The sequence below is a fragment of the Sphingomonas liriopis genome (assembly GCF_024211255.1).
Classification (GTDB): Bacteria; Pseudomonadota; Alphaproteobacteria; order Sphingomonadales; family Sphingomonadaceae; genus Sphingomonas; species Sphingomonas liriopis.
Genome location: NZ_JAMLDY010000007.1, coordinates 44099 through 59255, shown reverse-complemented (window position 1 = coordinate 59255; position 15157 = coordinate 44099). Strand labels below are relative to the sequence as shown.

12 protein-coding genes and 2 tRNA genes are annotated in these 15157 nt (G+C 69.1%); 5 read left to right on the top strand and 9 right to left on the bottom strand.

Annotation, left to right across the window (positions count from 1 at the left end; all coding sequences use genetic code 11):
• Positions 1 to 143: 143 nt before the first annotated feature.
• Positions 144 to 219, top strand: a tRNA-Thr gene (locus M9979_RS07255).
• Positions 220 to 426: 207 nt separating this feature from the next.
• On the opposite strand, the gene M9979_RS07250 is transcribed toward M9979_RS07255, so the two are convergent.
• Entirely contained in the window at positions 427 to 6291 is a 5865-nt protein-coding gene (locus tag M9979_RS07250; RefSeq protein WP_254288666.1) for a DUF3320 domain-containing protein, read from the bottom strand.
• A gap of 272 nt (positions 6292 to 6563) precedes the next feature.
• On the opposite strand from M9979_RS07250, the gene M9979_RS07245 reads away from it, so the two are divergent.
• Together M9979_RS07245 and M9979_RS07240 are read left to right on the top strand one after the other, a co-directional pair.
• On the top strand, positions 6564 to 6776 hold the full coding sequence (locus M9979_RS07245; RefSeq protein ID WP_254288665.1) for a hypothetical protein: 213 nt from the start codon (positions 6564 to 6566) through the stop codon (positions 6774 to 6776).
• Entirely contained in the window at positions 6773 to 7027 is a 255-nt protein-coding gene (locus M9979_RS07240; protein ID WP_254288664.1) for a hypothetical protein, read from the top strand. Before M9979_RS07245 ends, M9979_RS07240 begins: the two co-directional genes overlap by 4 nt.
• On the opposite strand, the gene M9979_RS07235 is transcribed toward M9979_RS07240, so the two are convergent.
• Entirely contained in the window at positions 6996 to 7787 is a 792-nt protein-coding gene (locus M9979_RS07235; RefSeq protein ID WP_254288663.1) for a DUF1134 domain-containing protein, read from the bottom strand. The two genes, M9979_RS07240 and M9979_RS07235, sit on opposite strands and share 32 nt — an antisense overlap.
• A gap of 165 nt (positions 7788 to 7952) precedes the next feature.
• Here M9979_RS07235 and M9979_RS07230 point away from each other — a divergent pair.
• Positions 7953 to 8042, top strand: a tRNA-Ser gene (locus tag M9979_RS07230).
• Between the two features lie 302 nt (positions 8043 to 8344).
• On the opposite strand, the gene M9979_RS07225 is transcribed toward M9979_RS07230, so the two are convergent.
• The 7 genes from M9979_RS07225 to M9979_RS07195 all read right to left on the bottom strand — a co-directional run bounded on the left by M9979_RS07225 (position 8345) and on the right by M9979_RS07195 (position 13731).
• Positions 8345 to 8818 (bottom strand): hypothetical protein, encoded by a 474-nt coding sequence (locus tag M9979_RS07225; protein ID WP_254288662.1) that lies wholly within the window; start codon positions 8816 to 8818, stop codon positions 8345 to 8347.
• The gene (locus tag M9979_RS07220) at positions 8803 to 9396 is read right to left on the bottom strand and encodes a TolB-like translocation protein (RefSeq protein WP_254288661.1); all 594 of its coding nucleotides are present in this window, start codon (positions 9394 to 9396) and stop codon (positions 8803 to 8805) included. The genes M9979_RS07225 and M9979_RS07220 overlap by 16 nt, the downstream gene beginning before the upstream one ends.
• A gap of 285 nt (positions 9397 to 9681) precedes the next feature.
• On the bottom strand, positions 9682 to 10311 hold the full coding sequence (locus M9979_RS07215) for a hypothetical protein (RefSeq protein WP_254288660.1): 630 nt from the start codon (positions 10309 to 10311) through the stop codon (positions 9682 to 9684).
• Between the two features lie 3 nt (positions 10312 to 10314).
• A complete protein-coding gene (locus M9979_RS07210; protein ID WP_254288659.1) occupies positions 10315 to 11073 on the bottom strand; it encodes a CsgG/HfaB family protein in 759 nt (252 codons plus the stop codon).
• Entirely contained in the window at positions 11073 to 11513 is a 441-nt protein-coding gene (locus M9979_RS07205; protein ID WP_254288658.1) for a DUF3617 domain-containing protein, read from the bottom strand. The genes M9979_RS07210 and M9979_RS07205 overlap by 1 nt, the downstream gene beginning before the upstream one ends.
• A gap of 31 nt (positions 11514 to 11544) precedes the next feature.
• Positions 11545 to 12603, bottom strand: a complete 1059-nt coding sequence (locus M9979_RS07200) for an OmpA family protein (protein ID WP_254288657.1) — start codon at positions 12601 to 12603, stop codon at positions 11545 to 11547.
• 9 nt (positions 12604 to 12612) lie between these two features.
• Positions 12613 to 13731, bottom strand: coding sequence for a hypothetical protein (locus M9979_RS07195; protein ID WP_254288656.1), 1119 nt, complete (start codon positions 13729 to 13731; stop codon positions 12613 to 12615).
• A 194-nt stretch (positions 13732 to 13925) separates the two neighbouring features.
• Here M9979_RS07195 and M9979_RS07190 point away from each other — a divergent pair, with 194 nt between their 5' ends.
• Positions 13926 to 15152 (top strand): PLL family lectin, encoded by a 1227-nt coding sequence (locus M9979_RS07190; protein ID WP_254288655.1) that lies wholly within the window; start codon positions 13926 to 13928, stop codon positions 15150 to 15152.
• Positions 15153 to 15157: the final 5 nt, after the last annotated feature.

The window sequence follows — 15157 nt, the reverse complement described above, 5'->3', positions numbered from 1 at the left end:
ACATCGGCCCGGTTCACACGTGCTTGTGCACGCCCTGTGGTAAACGGCACGTAAAGCCGCGCGACGATCACGCGACGCTTGTCAGCCCTGATCCGACCTGTTAGGCGCACCTCCGAACGGCCCATGTGGCCGCTTCGCCCCGTGCCGCTTTAGCTCAGCTGGTAGAGCATCGCATTCGTAATGCGGGGGTCACAGGTTCGAGTCCTGTAAGCGGCACCATCGACTTTCCAGCGGTTATCCTGACATTTTCGTCTCCTGTCGCCGCGCGGCAGGAGAGATGGCTCCGGTGCGTTTCCGGTGCAGGGAGCCCGGAGCCAGCGTCTCGATCTCGTTGAGGATGGACTGCGGCGCGCGTTCAGCATCCTGCGCGTTCGTATGGCAAGGATGGATAACGCGCTCGGGCGTGCGGTGTCGGCGGCCATCCGTTCATCGCAGGTGCCCGGTCGCCGGCGCCGCACGCCGCAAGCGGTCGCGGCCGACCCCGCTCAGGCGGCGGACACCCAGCGCCCGCGCGGCGTCGGCCGCAGGGTCTTCGCCCGTACAGGCCCGCAGCGCGGCGGTCAGTTCGGGCAGCGCGATGTCTTCCAGCGACCGGACGTCGTCGCTGGTAGCCGGGTAACGCGGGCGGTCCCACGCGCCGGGTGCCAGGCGGTCGGGCCATAGGAAGGTCGCACCACCCGCTTCGTGCTCCGGATGCGTGGCGGCACGCGCGAGCGTCATCACGCGATCGCGAATGGCGCGGCCCGAACGGCGGAAGCCGTGCGCCCGCGCGATGCGCTCTACCAGGAGATCGTCGCGGATCGGCGCTTCGGCAGCCATCACGCGGCCGATCATCTCGCGCAGGGTCGTGGCATAAGCGGGTTCGTGAAAGCGATCCGGTGCAATGCGGGACGCCATGTCCGTGAATTCCGTGCGTCGATAATCGCCGCCCAGATCGAGCGCCTCGGGCGTGTCTTGCGGCGGGGTATCCGAGGATTCTTCACGATCGCCGGGGTCGACGGCATACGCCATCGATCCGGCGGCGGCGCGTGCCTCCGCCCGGATCGCATCGGCCGCGCGCGCTTCGTCCAGCATGGTGCGCAACGTCGCGTCGAGCCGGTCCAATGCGCCGGGCGCGTCATGCCACCAGTCGGTCGACCAGACCCGCGCGAGCCGCCAACCCAGGCCGGCGAGAACGCCTTCGCGTACCTTGTCGCGATCGCGCGCGGTCGCCGCGCCGTGGTAGGACGCGCCATCGCATTCGACGCCGGCCAGATAGTCGCCGGGGCGATCGGGATGGACGATGCCGAGATCGATCCGGAACCGCGACACGCCGATCTGCGACACGGCGCTCCAGCCGCGGGCGCGCAGGCCCTCTGCCACGGCCTGTTCGAACGGCGATTCGAACCCGCCGATCGATCCCATCACCGCCTCGCCCAGTGCGCGGGGACCGCGTTCGGCGAATTCGAGGAAATGCCTCAGGTCGCGCACGGCTTCGGCACTCGTGCGGTTCAGGTCGATGCGATCGGACGGGAAGGAGGCGAACACCACCATCTCGCGCCGCGCCCGCGTGATCGCGACGTTCAGCCGGCGCCACCCGCCCTGTCGGTTGAGCGGGCCGAAGTTCATCGCCATCACCGGCGCGCCGGGCGTCTCGGGGCCATAGCCGATCCCGAGCAGCACCAGGTCGCGCTCGTCGCCCTGCACGGTTTCCAGATTCTTGACGACGACGGGTTCGGTCGCGTCCTCGGCGAAGAAGGGTTCGAGTTCGGGACGGCCGCGCCGGGCACGATCAAGCAGATCCTCGATCAGCTTCTGCTGTTCGGCGTTGAGCGTGATGACGGCGATGCTGAGCGGGCGACCGCGTTCGTCGACGAAATCGGGGTCGGTCAGCCGCGCGACGACCTCCGCGACGATCGCTTCGGCCTCGATCTGGTTGGTCCGCGCCTTGCCACGCGCCCAGGCGCCGGCGACCGGGCGGAGCGAGACGGCAGCGTCCTGGGTAACGGGGGCGGGGAAGGTGATGAGGTCGCCATCGTAATAGCGGTGGTTGGAGAAGGCGATCAGGCTCTCGTTGCGGCTGCGGTAATGCCAGGTCAGCCGGCGCTGCGGCAGGCGGGCACCGAGGCATTCCTCCAGGATGCTTTCCTGGTCGCTCTCGACCTCGCTGTCGTCGTCCTCCGCGCCGGCGCCGCGGCCGAAGAAACTGGTCGGCGGCATCTGCTTGGGATCGCCGGCGACGACGAGCTGACGCCCCCGCGCGATCGCCCCGACCGCATCCCAGGGCGTGATCTGCGAGGCTTCGTCGAAGATGACGAGGTCGAACTGCGCAGCCTCGGGCGGCAGATATTGCGCCACCGACAAGGGGCTCATCAGCAGGCAGGGGGCAAGCGTGGTCAGCGCCGGCCCCATTTCCGCGACAAGCTGGCGAACCGGTTTCTGGCGCTTCTGAAGCTTGAGCTGATGCGCGAGGGTGCCGAAGCCGGGCGGCTGCACCTGCGTATTCTTGGGCGGAATCGCGCCGGACAGCTTTGCGCGGATATAGGCGATGGTCAGGTCGGCGAATTGACGATCGAGATCGCGGAAGCGGGCGATGGCGTCGGCCTGCTCGGCCAGCGTGAAGTCCCGCACGGACGGTTCCGCATCGATCGCGCCTTCCGCCCACCAGCGCGCATAGGCCAGCTCGAACGAGTCTGCCGCCGCGCCGGGGGGAATGGTCCCGGTTTCGACCCCCGCGACGAGGGCGGCGAGACCGAGGTCGAGCGCGGCCTGTCCGGCGCGGCGCCACGCCGTCCAGCCATGGAGATGGGGGGCGTGTGCGGCGATGCCGGCGGCGATGGCGCGGGCGGCGTCCGCGACATCGGGGCCATCGATCGGGGCGGGAGAGGCGGCAACCCGCTGGAAGGCGTCGAGCGCGGCCTCGAACCGGTCCTGTGCCTCGGTGAACGCCAACAGCGTGCGTCCGATCGCGGCGTCGCCGGCGAGCATGTCGGCGGCGTCGGTTACGATCCGCTTGAGATTGGTACGCAGCGCGACCAGCCGGTCGGGCGTATCGGCGGCATGGAGAATCGCGCGGCGTAGCGCGTCAGCGACATCGAGGACCGCCGCAACGCGCGCGCCGTCGGTGTCGACGCCCGCCCAGCCGGGGGCGCCGCTGCCTGCCGCCGCGAACGGCTCGAGCCGCGCGAGTATGTCCTGAAGCCGGCGCAGACGCGGCAGTTCCTCATCAAGATCGGCGGTGCCGCCCGGATCGAGCTGACGTGTCACGGCTTTCTTGCGGAAGATCGACAGCGGCCACATCGCCGCGGTGGCAGCGGTCCATTCGGCCTCGAGCGTGTCCAGCGGCAGAGCCGCGATCGTCGCGTTCGCCAGCGGGATCGTCAGCGCCGCCGCCTCGGCACGATAGTCGGCGATCAGCGGCAGCGCCGCACGGGCATGCTCGATCGTCCGGACCGCGTCGGGTGCGAAAGCGAAGCCGAGATCGAGCCCCGCCGCACCGACGAGCGACCGCGCGACGTTCGCCGTCGCCGCCAGGCCGCGGCGATCGGAGCCGAGATCGATGCCGAGCACGTCGGTCAACGCCAGCCGCTGCGTCTGCACGACGCTTGCCGTTTCGCCGAGGGTCGCGGCGGCGGCGAGCAGTTCGGCGACCCAGGCGTTGGACCAGTCGGTCCGCCCCACGGTGACGAGCGCCGGTTGTCCGGGATCCGCCGGCCGCAGCAGGTCGAGCCGGCGCGCCGCTTCGCGCAACGCCTCCAGCATGGCCTCGTCGTGATGCGTGTCACGCGGCCAGTCGAGCCGCAACGTGCCGCCCTCGCTTCCATCGCGGACCACGCGCCCGATCGCCGCATAGAGCGTCAGGCCGTTGGGATGGCGGCGGTGCAGGGCCGCGACCAGCCGGTTGAGGCCATCGCGGCTCGTCTTCAATTCGGCTGCCCGGCGTTCCCATTCGGCCTGCGGCGAGGCTTCGCTGGTGCTCCAGGCGGCGTCGAGCTGACGCAGGACATCCTGCTTCGACGCCTTGTTGCTGTGCAGTTCGAGGCAGAACGGGCCAAGGCCGTGCGCCACCAGGCGGCGGTGGACCACGTCCAGCGCCGCGCGCTTTTCGGCGACGAACAGCACCTTGCGGCCGAGCGCCAGATTGTGCGCGATCATGTTGGCGATCGTCTGCGACTTGCCGGTGCCGGGCGGTCCGTCGAGCACGAAGTCGCAGCCGCGCGCGGACCCGACCACCGCCGCGAGTTGCGACGAATCGGCGGGCAGCGGCGTGAACAGGTCGGCGGGCGTCACTTCGCCGTCGAGCGCATCGGGGCGCGGCGGCTGGAGATCGCAAGGATAAGGTTCGCGCGGCGAGTCGAGCAGGTGGCGCACGACCGGGTTCGCCTTCAGCGCGTCGGTGCGATCGACCAGATCCTTCCACATCAGATATTTGGCGAAGGAGAAAGCACCCAGCATCACGTCCGGCACCACCTCGAACCCGGCCATGTCGCGCACCGCGCGGCGGACGATATTCCAGACCCGCGGCACGTCGATGCCCGAGGCGTCCTGCGGCAGCGGACCGGCCAGTTCGGGGATGTCGAGTTCGAAGTCCTGGCGCAGCATCTGGAGCAGCGTGAGATTGAAGCGCGGTTCGTCCTCGTGGATCGCGAGCTTGACGCCCGACCGCACGCTGCGGCGGTCGAGGCGGACGGGCAGCAGGATCAGCGGCGCGCGATACTGGCTCGCATCGGTGTCGGACTTCTTCCACAACAGGAAGCCGACCGCGAGGAACAGCGTATTCGCGCCACCCTCGGCCAGATCGAGCCGCGCCTTGCGGTAGAGTTCGATCAGTTGCGCATCGAGCTTCGCCGGATCGCCCGGCGACAGCAGCTCGCCGCGGTCGAGTGCGGCGCGGGCATAGGCGTCGTCCAGCACGATGCCGGTGCGTTCGGTGTGAAGCGCCGCATCGCGTCCGGCGGCGCCGGCGAGATCGGGTGCGCCGACGATGCGGAAGCTCCTGCCGTCGGCGAGTTCGTCCTCCAGCCGCGCCGGGTCCGGGCACATCAGGCGGATCGCGGTCGCGCCGGGCTTGACATGGAGCAGGCGGTTGCGCGTCGTGAGATCGAGCAGCTTGCGCTGCCAGCGCTCCAGCCGCCCCTCGGCTGTCGTCGGCAGCGCCTCGGCCTCCGCCAGATCGAAGTCGGGCAGCGCCGGGGCCGCTTCCAATGCGTCGCCGGCGGGATCGATGACCGGTTCCGCGGGCATGGCCGTCGCGCCACCGACATCGGTCCCCGCATCGGTCAGGGCCAGCGGGCGGATCCGTTGCATCCGCGCGCGACGGACGTCGATCGCGGTAACGAACGTCGCCTCCTGGTCTTCGGCGATCAGGCGATCGGCGGCGGCGATCGCGCGCGCGAAGCCGGCGGGCGAGGCGCCGGTGGCAAGCGTCGTCTCGAACACCAGCAGTTCGTCGAGGGCGATCCGTTTGCGTAGCGCGGCCGCGTCCGGGACCAGCAGCGTCGCGAACTCCTGCGGTTGCAACCAGAGACCCGTGAAGGCGTGCCCCTCGGTCACGATCAGCACCGGGTAGAGCCCGGCCTGTTCGAGCGCGGCGGCGAACAGCAGGGCGGTATCCAGACAGGTGGCGAGGCCGCCCTCGACGACCTGACCGGGCGTGCGGACCTTCTGTCCCGCCAGTTCGAAACTGGCCGGCGGTTCGGCATAGGTCAGGCGCAGACCCGACACCGCCGACCAGATGGCGGAGGCCAGCTCGTAGACGCGGGTCCTCGACTTCGACTGATATCCGTCGATGCCATCGGGCTTGCCGGCGTGGCGCAGCACGTCGCTCGCCACCTTCAGCAGGCGCCCGACCGCGGGGTCGTTGGGCAGGGCGAATGCCGCCAGCAATTCGGGCATCGCGCCGGCTCCACCCCATTCGTTGCGGGCCAGCAGTTCGATCGGCACGCGGCGTTCGGCGATGGGCCGGTCGTCCCCCTCGATCCGGGCGGTCAGCGTCACCGTGGCCCGGATGGCTTCGCTCAATTGCAGCAGCAGCGCGGCATTGAGCGGCAGGTCGCGCTGCGTGACGTGCACCTCGCCCCCGGCCGTGATCCGGTCGAACCGCCATTGGCGGGCGGCGAAGACGGGCGGATCGGAGGCGACGCCGAGGATCACGTTCTCCGCAGGGACGTCGCCCAGATTGAGCAATTTCAGGTCATGCAGCGCGGGCACGTCGTTCTGATGCGTCGCGAAGCTCAGCTTGGGCGCGATCATCGCATCGATAAGCAGTTCGCCTTCGAACCGTGACCGTATCGCGTCGTCCATTACCGTCATGCCCCGTCTTTCGTCGCCTCTCCATGACGGTGCCAACAAATGGCGATAGCGGAAAGAGATGAGCGACTTTTGTTTTCTTCATGCGGCCGACATTCACCGCGACAGCCCGCTGACCGGCCTTGCCCGCCCCGGGAATTACTGGCCGAAAAGGTACGAAATGCCACGCGCGCAGCGTTCGACAATCTGATCCATTTTGCATGTTAGGAGGCGGTCGAGTTCGTCATCGTCGCCGGCGACCGGTTCGACGGGGACTGGCGGATGCGATCCCCGCGGTGGCGGGCGGCACGCTGCTCGGCTTCGAACAGTTCGCGCTCGGCGGCACGATCACGCTCGCCGCAGGGCAGGCGCAGCTCGACATCGACCGCGCCACCGGTCTGATCCGCCGCTATGCCGCGGACGGCCGCCGGCTCGCCTCGGGCGCCGCGCCGCATGTCTGGCGCGCGGTCGCCGACAACGACCCCGGCAAGATGCTGGCGCCAGCGTGACCGTCGCGTACGCGCTCGGCGACGGCGCGGCGACCTTCACCACCGTCGATACGATGGCCGGCGGCGGATCGGTCGAGGTGTCGGGCGCGCTGACCCCGGTGAAGGCGGATCTGCCCTCGCCGTTCCGCACCCCCGACAAGGCGCTGAGCGCCCGCACGCGACCGCGGACGAATGATGCGGGTGAGCCCCCGGTTCGCCGGGGAGCTCGCGCCCGCAGCGTCAGAACGGCAGCCACTTCGCCTTGTGCGTGAACTTCATATACCCGACGTTTACGCCTGCGCGGTAGCCGACGCCGAGGCGGATCGGGATCAGCACGACGTTGCCGCGGCGCAGATAGGTCGCGGCGAACCCGCCAACCAGATACAGCCGGCCCTCCGCCGCGGGGAAGCGGTGGAACAGCTCCTCGCTGTCGTACAGGTTGTAGACGAGCACGAACACCTTGTTGGCATCGCCGCCGACATCGAAGCCGACCGACGGCCCGGTCCAATAGACCGGCTGCTGGCCTTCGACCTTGTGGCTCATCACGCCCGATCCGTAGCGCAACCCGACGACGAACGCCCCCGCCGCCTCGCGCCCGGCGATATAGGCGTTGGGCTGGCCCTGCTCCTTCAGCACCTTCTCGAGCAGCCCGGCGAGCCCCGCGGCACCCTTGCCGAACACGCCTTCGCCCGCGGCGAGCAGGTCCTCGCGCTGATAGGTGTCGGCGGCACGGTTCGTCGCCTCGGCGCGTGCCTGCTGCTGCGCGGGCGAGGCGTCGGCGGCGGGGGATTCGGCGAAGCCCGGGGAGGGCGCGGCCGGCTCCGTGATCCGGTTCGTCTGTGCGGGCGCCGCCGCCGCGGCACGTGGGGTCGCGGTGGTGCGCGGACGCGTGGAGGCGGGGCCGGACAGATCGCCGTCGATCGCGCGATTGGGATCGATCGTGGTGACCTGCGCCGGCGCGCTCGCCGCCAGCGGGCCGCCCAGCGCCATCGCCGCCATCGCCATCGCCGCCGCGAAACCTGTTCCCCGCATCACCGTCCCCCTTGCCCAACGCCCCGGATCGCCACCGTTAACCACCTGCGCGCTTGCCCGGCAATGAACGAACGGCGGGCGGCATCGAAATTCCGGTCGATTGCATGCGCCAACCCCGTTGATCGCACCGAACACCGCCGCTATAGGCCAACGCCTGCCGCAGCCGGAGACGTGGGTGAGTGGCTGAAACCAACGCTTTGCTAAAGCGTCGTACGGGAAACCGTACCGAGGGTTCGAATCCCTCCGTCTCCGCCAGGCCCCCTTGTTTTCATTGAATAAATTCCAAAAAGGACATCGTTGCCTACTGCCTTGCCCACTTTCGGTTTGGCTTTTGGCGAACGGTCGCGGATGTCCACGACTGATCTGATGCTGAGGTCATTGCGCCCTTGGTGCGTGGAAGAGGCTTCATCCTTAGTATTCCGACGCTAGCATGATGGTCAGCACTCGGGTGGTGACGCCGGGATCGGCTGGCTCCAGTCGCACTGCGCAAGGGCGCGCGCCGCGGTCTGCGAAGGTCGAACTGTTGCGCGATCACCAAGGTCGGAATCGCTCGTCCGTCATCTGCGACGGCGCGGTGATTGATCGCGACCCAGCGTCGTCATCAGACCAAGTGCACCGACCACGACCGCTGCGATCCACAGATAATAGCCGGTGCCGAAGGATACGATAGGCCCAGGCCCACCATCATTGGGATAATCGGTCCAGAACAGCGCATCGATCAGAGCGATCCCCATCGCCAAGATCACGATGACCCTGCCGCGGCCACTGAGGCACGGCCGCCGCGTTACGGTCGCATAGATCGCAACGGCAAGGCACGGCGTCGCGAACCAGCCGAATTGCCCGTTCAGGGCACCCAATGGGCCGATGAGCAGAAGGTTTAAGCCAGTAATGGTCGTTAGGCCCTGTGTCTGCTGTGCGGTGGCGACCGGCAACGCCAGCGACGCAACAAACAGCACGGCCGCGACTACCCCGAACAGCACACTTGCGCCCGATCGGCGAACCATCGCCACAGCGCTTACGAAACCGTCCATCGTTTGGCCGAAAGCCACGCCGTTAACCCTGCGTCGGGATCGCTGCCGTCGGTGTCCGGCACGATGGCGATCTGCCGGCCATCCGGGCGCACGATGATATAGGGATCGTACGATCCATTACCGTTCTTACGATAGCGATGTTGCTGGACGACGAGATAGCCACGCCACGGTCCGTCCCGCAGAACCCCGTACAGCCCGCCGTCGGTCACGTACCGCGCGACGCCGGTGCGAACGTTGACCTGATGAACCGCCGGCGAGGTCGCATAGGCGTCGGCCTCGACATAGACGTATCCGCCATCGAGCGAGAAGTCGGGGTTCGCCAAGCTCGACCGGTCCTGCTTGGGATCAGCGGACGACCGCCCGCGAAAGAGTTGCCGGCTGGCTCCGGTCTTCGCATCGGTCAGCCATAACACTGAAGCCGCCTGCCCGCTCGCGCCTGCTGCACCCTTCACGGGTTTGATCCATGCAGTCAGGCGGCCGTCGGGCGATAGCGCCTTCGCCCGCTCCGCTGCGGATGACGGCGCGATGCCGATTAAAGCGATCACACAACCCAGGCCAGCGCGCTGCACGATCCTCATCTCACCCTCCGTCGTTCGGTGTCCTGACAGATGCTAATCGAAGGCGCTGGCTCTATCATGAACGCAGCGACCGATACATGGTCGAGCCGCGCGTGATTTAAACAGCGAAACGGGCCAGACGGCAGCACGCTCGATTTCCGGCGCATCCACCATCGATTTCGCCCCACCCGCCCCGCGTATTACGTCGCTGTGACGAAGCCATGTCCGCTGTTGTGCCTCGATGACCGGACGACGCATTGCTTTGACGTCGTTCACATATGCCTTGCCCGCGCCCAAGCACGGCCATCACGGCAGCGGATCGTCGGGCCATGTCCACAGCAGCTGTGCGGTGCGCCGTTCCTCCCGTTCGAGCGGGCTGGCTAGTCCCACGCCGGCACGGCTGCTGCCCCAGTTGCGCGCCAGGGACCGGGCGGGCGCAGGAAGGCGCGGGTCGTATAGTTCCACCTGCACGTCCGGCCGGCCGACGCCGTTCGCCTCGATCAGGAGGCTCGCCACACGGGGAAGAGTACGCGGCGCGGCGACCACCCACGCGCCCTCGATCAGCCGTCCGCCCGCCCCGCCCCACGGCCGCCGCGCTTCGAGCCGGATCGGCTGGGCCACGCGCGGATCCGCCCAGGGCGGCGCGTCCAGCACGCGGGCGCTGACCGCGAACCGCGCGTCATGGCTGATGAGGATAAGGACCGGCGTGTCCGATCGCACGGTGACGAAGGCGACCGCATAGGCCGCGACAGGGTTGCCGGTGAACCGGTCGACCGGGCCATAGCCCGGCCGGAGGGAAAGCCATGTCGCCGGGGCGTTCGCCTCGACCATCCCCGGGACCGTCTCGTCGGCGCGGACCGGCGGCACGTCGTAGGGCGGCACCTGTATCGCTCCAAGCAGCGCCAGCGTCACAATCGGCCCGGTGAGACTGCCCATCGATCAGGATGCCGGCGCCAGCCGCCGCACCAGTTCGGCGACGCCGGCTTCCATGCCCACCCGCAACGCCCGGTCGATCCCGTCCTGGTGCGAGGTGGAGATCCGCGCATCCGCGCCGAGCGGCACGCCGCCTGCCCCCGCCTTCTGCAGCAGCCGCCCCGCCAGCGCGTTCAGGCCCGAAACCTGTTTGGCGCGCGCCTCCACCTGGGTGGAGGTGTTGACGGCGTCCATCACCAGCCCGGTCTGTACGTCGGTGATGCGGATGTCGATGCCGATCACGTCGCGGCTGCCCTTGTGATCGAGCTGCGCACCGCCCAGCGAGAAGCTGTTGTCGTGCTTGTCGGCGCCGACCGCCGCTTCGGAGACGACGACCTCGAACACGTAGCGCGCGGCGGCATAGGGCAGCGATGGTACCGGCGCCGGCACGCCGCCCGCACCGGCCAGCATGGCGGTCGTCCCGGCGGCGATCAGGCTGCGCTCGCGGCCGACGCCCTCGTTCAGCCGCGTGCGCTCGGCGACGCGGAACGCTCCCGACTTGATAAGCGCGGTCATGAACATCTCGTTCGCCGCCCGCGGCTGGATCTCGGGCACGGCGCTGCGCACGTCGTAGATGGCGACGACGGGCTTCTCGCCGGCGACCCGCGGCAGCGCGGCGAGCGCGCGGCTGGTCTTCGAATTGTCGACCTTCGCCTTCTGTGCCAGCGCGCCCGCTGGCGCGGCGACAAGAACGGCCAGCACGATCGGGGCGACGATATGGCGCATCAGCAGCCTCCCGTGCGCTGGCCGGTCAGCTTCAGCGACATGGTCATCGGGTGCTTGCCGGTCTGGACGCTCCTGGCGACCGCGTCGAAGGTGGTCGGCGTATAGGTGCCGCTGACGTCGGTGGTGCCGGTGCCGCCATCGGGCTGCGGGCACACGGCGTGCGAGGTGAACACCCCCTTGGCGCTCAGCGTCTGGGTGACGGTGCAGCCCGCCCGCGCGAAGGTGCCGAGCGGTGGCCCCTTGGCGGCGTCCGCCTGCGACACGCAGCCCTTCCACGTCTGCGGCCGCTTCGCGAACAGCTTGGCCAGCATCGGCGGCGCCCCGGGCATCTGCAGATCGGTGATGTCGGTGCGCACCGACCAGCTGCCCGCCTGGATGGGCACGCCGTTGGTCGCTGCGACGAGCAGCAGGATCGGGATGGTGAGCGCCAGTCTGTTCATGGTGGTTCTCCTGCCGCAGCGGGCGTGTGGTTCAGCGTTTGACGAGTTCGACGCGGCGGTTCTTCGCCTTGCCGTCGTCGGTGGCGTTGTCGGCGATCGGTTTGCCCTGGCCGAAGCCCCTGGCCTGCAGGCGTGCAGGGTCGATGCCGGCGGCGATCAGCGCCCCCATCACGGCATTGGCGCGACCCTGCGACAGCGTCTGGTTATGCGCGGGCGTGCCGGCGTCGTCGGTATGCCCCTCGACCGTCAGCTTCAGCGCCGGATCGGCGTTGAGCAGCTTGACGACTTCGCCCAGCAAAGGCTGCGAGCTCGGCTTGACGGCGGTCTTGTCGGTATCGAAATTGACGTACAGCGCGACATGGCCGGTCGCGTCGAGCGCCTTCTTCATCGCCTCGGCCGGCAGCAGCCTGGCGGTCACGTCCAGCGCCTTGCGCTCGACGATCGTCAGCCAGTAATTGTCGGGCTTCTGGTCCCAGGCATCGTACACCTCGACCCAGATCTCGCTGGTCGGCGTGCGCAGCATGTACACGCCCATCTTCTCGTTGCCGAGCATGTTGTAGCGCGCGCGGAAGCGCGGATCGCGGAACGTCAGCTTGCGATCCGCCATCGCCTGCCCGTCGCCTTCGAACACGGTGACGCCGCCCGCCGCGCCGACCAGCGCCGCATAGTTGCGGGCCGCCTGCAGGAAGGACGCCCCCTTGCCGATCGCCTCCACCGTGCGCAGCCGGCCCTCGACCGCGACGATTTTCGTACCGTCGAAGAATTCGTAGCGGTCGAACGCCGCATCCCGCTGGTTCTCGCTGTCCCAGCTCGACGGCGTATTGTCCCTGTTCAGCGCGACATAGCCGTCGAGCAGCCCGAAATAGGGGAAGGCGCCCAGCGCCGCGCCGGATACCGGGACGGACGCCGGATCGAATCCCGTCTGCGCCGTCGCCGGCGTGGCGGCGGGCGTCGGCGCCGGTGCCGGCGAGGCTGCGACGGCGGGCGGAGCGGCAGCGTTTGCCTGCCCGTCGGCGCTGGCCGTCTGCTCCTTCGAACAGCCCGCCAGCGCCAGTCCGGCGAGGATCGCGATCGCCGATGCGGAACGCATGCTCACGGCTCAGCCCCGAACCGGCGACGGGGGACGGCCGTTGCCCAGCTTCGCCTTGCCGACCGGCCCGATCATCTCGCTATAGGTCGCCTTCATCGGCCGCCATGCCGCGACCGCGGCCTTCACCCCGGCGTCGTCGGAAGGACGCCCCAGCGTGTTGAGCGCGCGCTGGACGGTGAGGATCAGCGGATCGGCATCGCCGCCGCCCCACAGCTGCTGGCGCACGCCCTCGACCATCGTGCCGAAATTCTGGCCGCTGGCCGTCCACTGCTGCAGTTCGGCCAGCGAGGGATCACGGCCCAGCGCCGCCTGCGCGACCCGTTGCGCGATGCCGGCCCGCACCTGCGATCCCGGCGCGATACCGGGCATCTGATCGTTGACGATGGTGGCGTACCACGCCTTGCCCGCGCTGATCCGGTTGTAATAATCGATCTGTTCGCCGGGGGTGGACAGGCGTCCGTACACCTGGAGAAAGGCCGCATCGACCGCCGCGTTGCGATAGGGTTCGCCGATCGATCGGGCGATATACCGCTTCAGAAACGCCGATGCGGCGCCGAAGTCGAATTCCTTGGTGAAGATCGCGGCGCGCGATTCGGGATTGGCCGGTGCGCGCGCCGTCATCACCAGCTTGCGGATCTCGTCGCTGCCCAGATCGCGGCCCAGGATCAGCACCGCCGCGGCGCGCATGCCGGGGGTGGCGGCGGCGACCTGTTCGGCGACCTCCAGCTGGTATTTCAGATCGGCCGCCGCCTTGGCCTGTGCGGCGGCGGAGGAATCGGCTGCCGCCTTCGCGTCCACCTCCTTCTTCAGGCGTGCGGCGACCTTGGCCTGATCGTAAGTGCAATACAGGTTGCCGTCGTTGTTGGAGATGTCGCCGACGCAATCGGTGTAATACAGCGACGTCACGGTATTGAGGTACAGGTCGCAACCGGCGAGAAACGAGCATTCGTGCTTCGGCTCGCACGAGGCGGTGAGTTCGCCGCTCGACGAATCGATGCTCATGACGGAGCACGTCTGCAGATAGCTTCCCTGAGGGATCCCGCCCTGCGCACGGGCGACCTCGGGCATCGAAATGCCGCCCAGGCTCGCCACGATCAGGCTTGCTCCCGCCAACAGCGTCATACGCATCGTCATGGTCCTTGTGGTTCGCGATCTTTCGTCGTGATCCTGCCGCGGACGCGCGCGCCGTACTGCCCCCGGATGGGGGCGAAATCGCGAAAACTGACAGGGCGGACGATTGCGGGAGATCGCCCCCAGGTGGTGGCAGTTTGCCGCGGGCCGGCCGCGCTACTCCCGACGCAGGACACGGATGGGAGGCGACGATGCCGACGCGGCACGGGCAGGGGATGAAGGCGGCGTTGGCGGCGGGGGCGCTGCTCGCCTCCGCCGCGCACGCGCAGGAGGACCAGTTGATCCATCTGCCGCCCGAACGCCCGGCGCAGCCGGTGCGCACGATACCGGCGGGTAGCCTGCCGGGGGCGGTCGCGCTGCCGGGCGGCCAGCGGAGCGGCGGCAGCGAGATGCGCGCCGTCCCGACGCTCCCCGACAGATCCTCCAAGCCGATCCTGCTCAAGCTGGCGCCCGTCCCCTGGCTCGGCGTGACGCTGATTCCGCAGAACGACATGACCGGCTGGACGGCGCTGACCAACGGCGCGACCAAGGGCGGCGCCTCGGTCGTCCGGCTGCCCGGCGGCGGTGGCCAGATCATCGTGCGCGGCGCCGACGACGGGCTCTACGTCGCACCGGTCGAGCTGGCGCAGCCCGGCGGCCCGATCGACGCGGCGGCGTGGCGCTCGCTCGGCGCCACCGCGACCTCGGAAGCGAACTGTCGCGTCGCCGGGTTCGGCTATATGTTCGGATGTGCCTGGCTCGGCACGAACGGCAATGCGGTCTACGCCTTCCTGTCGGCCAATCCGTCCGGCACGGCAGCGGAGAGCTACGACCTTGGCGGCAGCAAGGCGGACGGCCGCCCGGCGCTTGCCGCCCTGTCGATCACGCCGGGGGTCGGTCTCACCCGGCGGGTGCGCATGCTGGTGCTCGGCAACGAGACGATGTTCCTGCGCACGCAGAGCACGACCGGCGCCGTCGAACAGCCCAATCCGCTGGTTCCCTGGGGTGGCGCGCCGGGCAGTGTCGACGATACCGGATGGACCCGGATGACCGGCAGCTTCGTGACGTCGGCACAATGCGATGCGGACAGATGCGCCTATGTCCGCAGCGGCGGGCTGCTCGGCCTGGGCGATCCTGCGAACGAGATGCCGGGCGCCGGCGCGCCGCCGCTGCCCGGCGGCTGGTCGAAGACCGCGCCCGCGCCGGTTCGGCTCGCATCGGGCAAATATGCGGTCATCGCGCGCAGTGCCAATGGCCGCATCTACCGCACCGTCACCGACGGCGGCACCAGCTGGACGCCCTGGGCCGACGAGGGCGGCACCGTGATGGCCAGCGCCAGCGTGTCGTGCGTCGCCGAGGGCGAACGCCCCTTGTGCTTCGCGCAGGGACTGGACGGGCGGATCTACTGGAAGAAGCTCGGCACGGCGTCCGGGTTGTAAGGAGG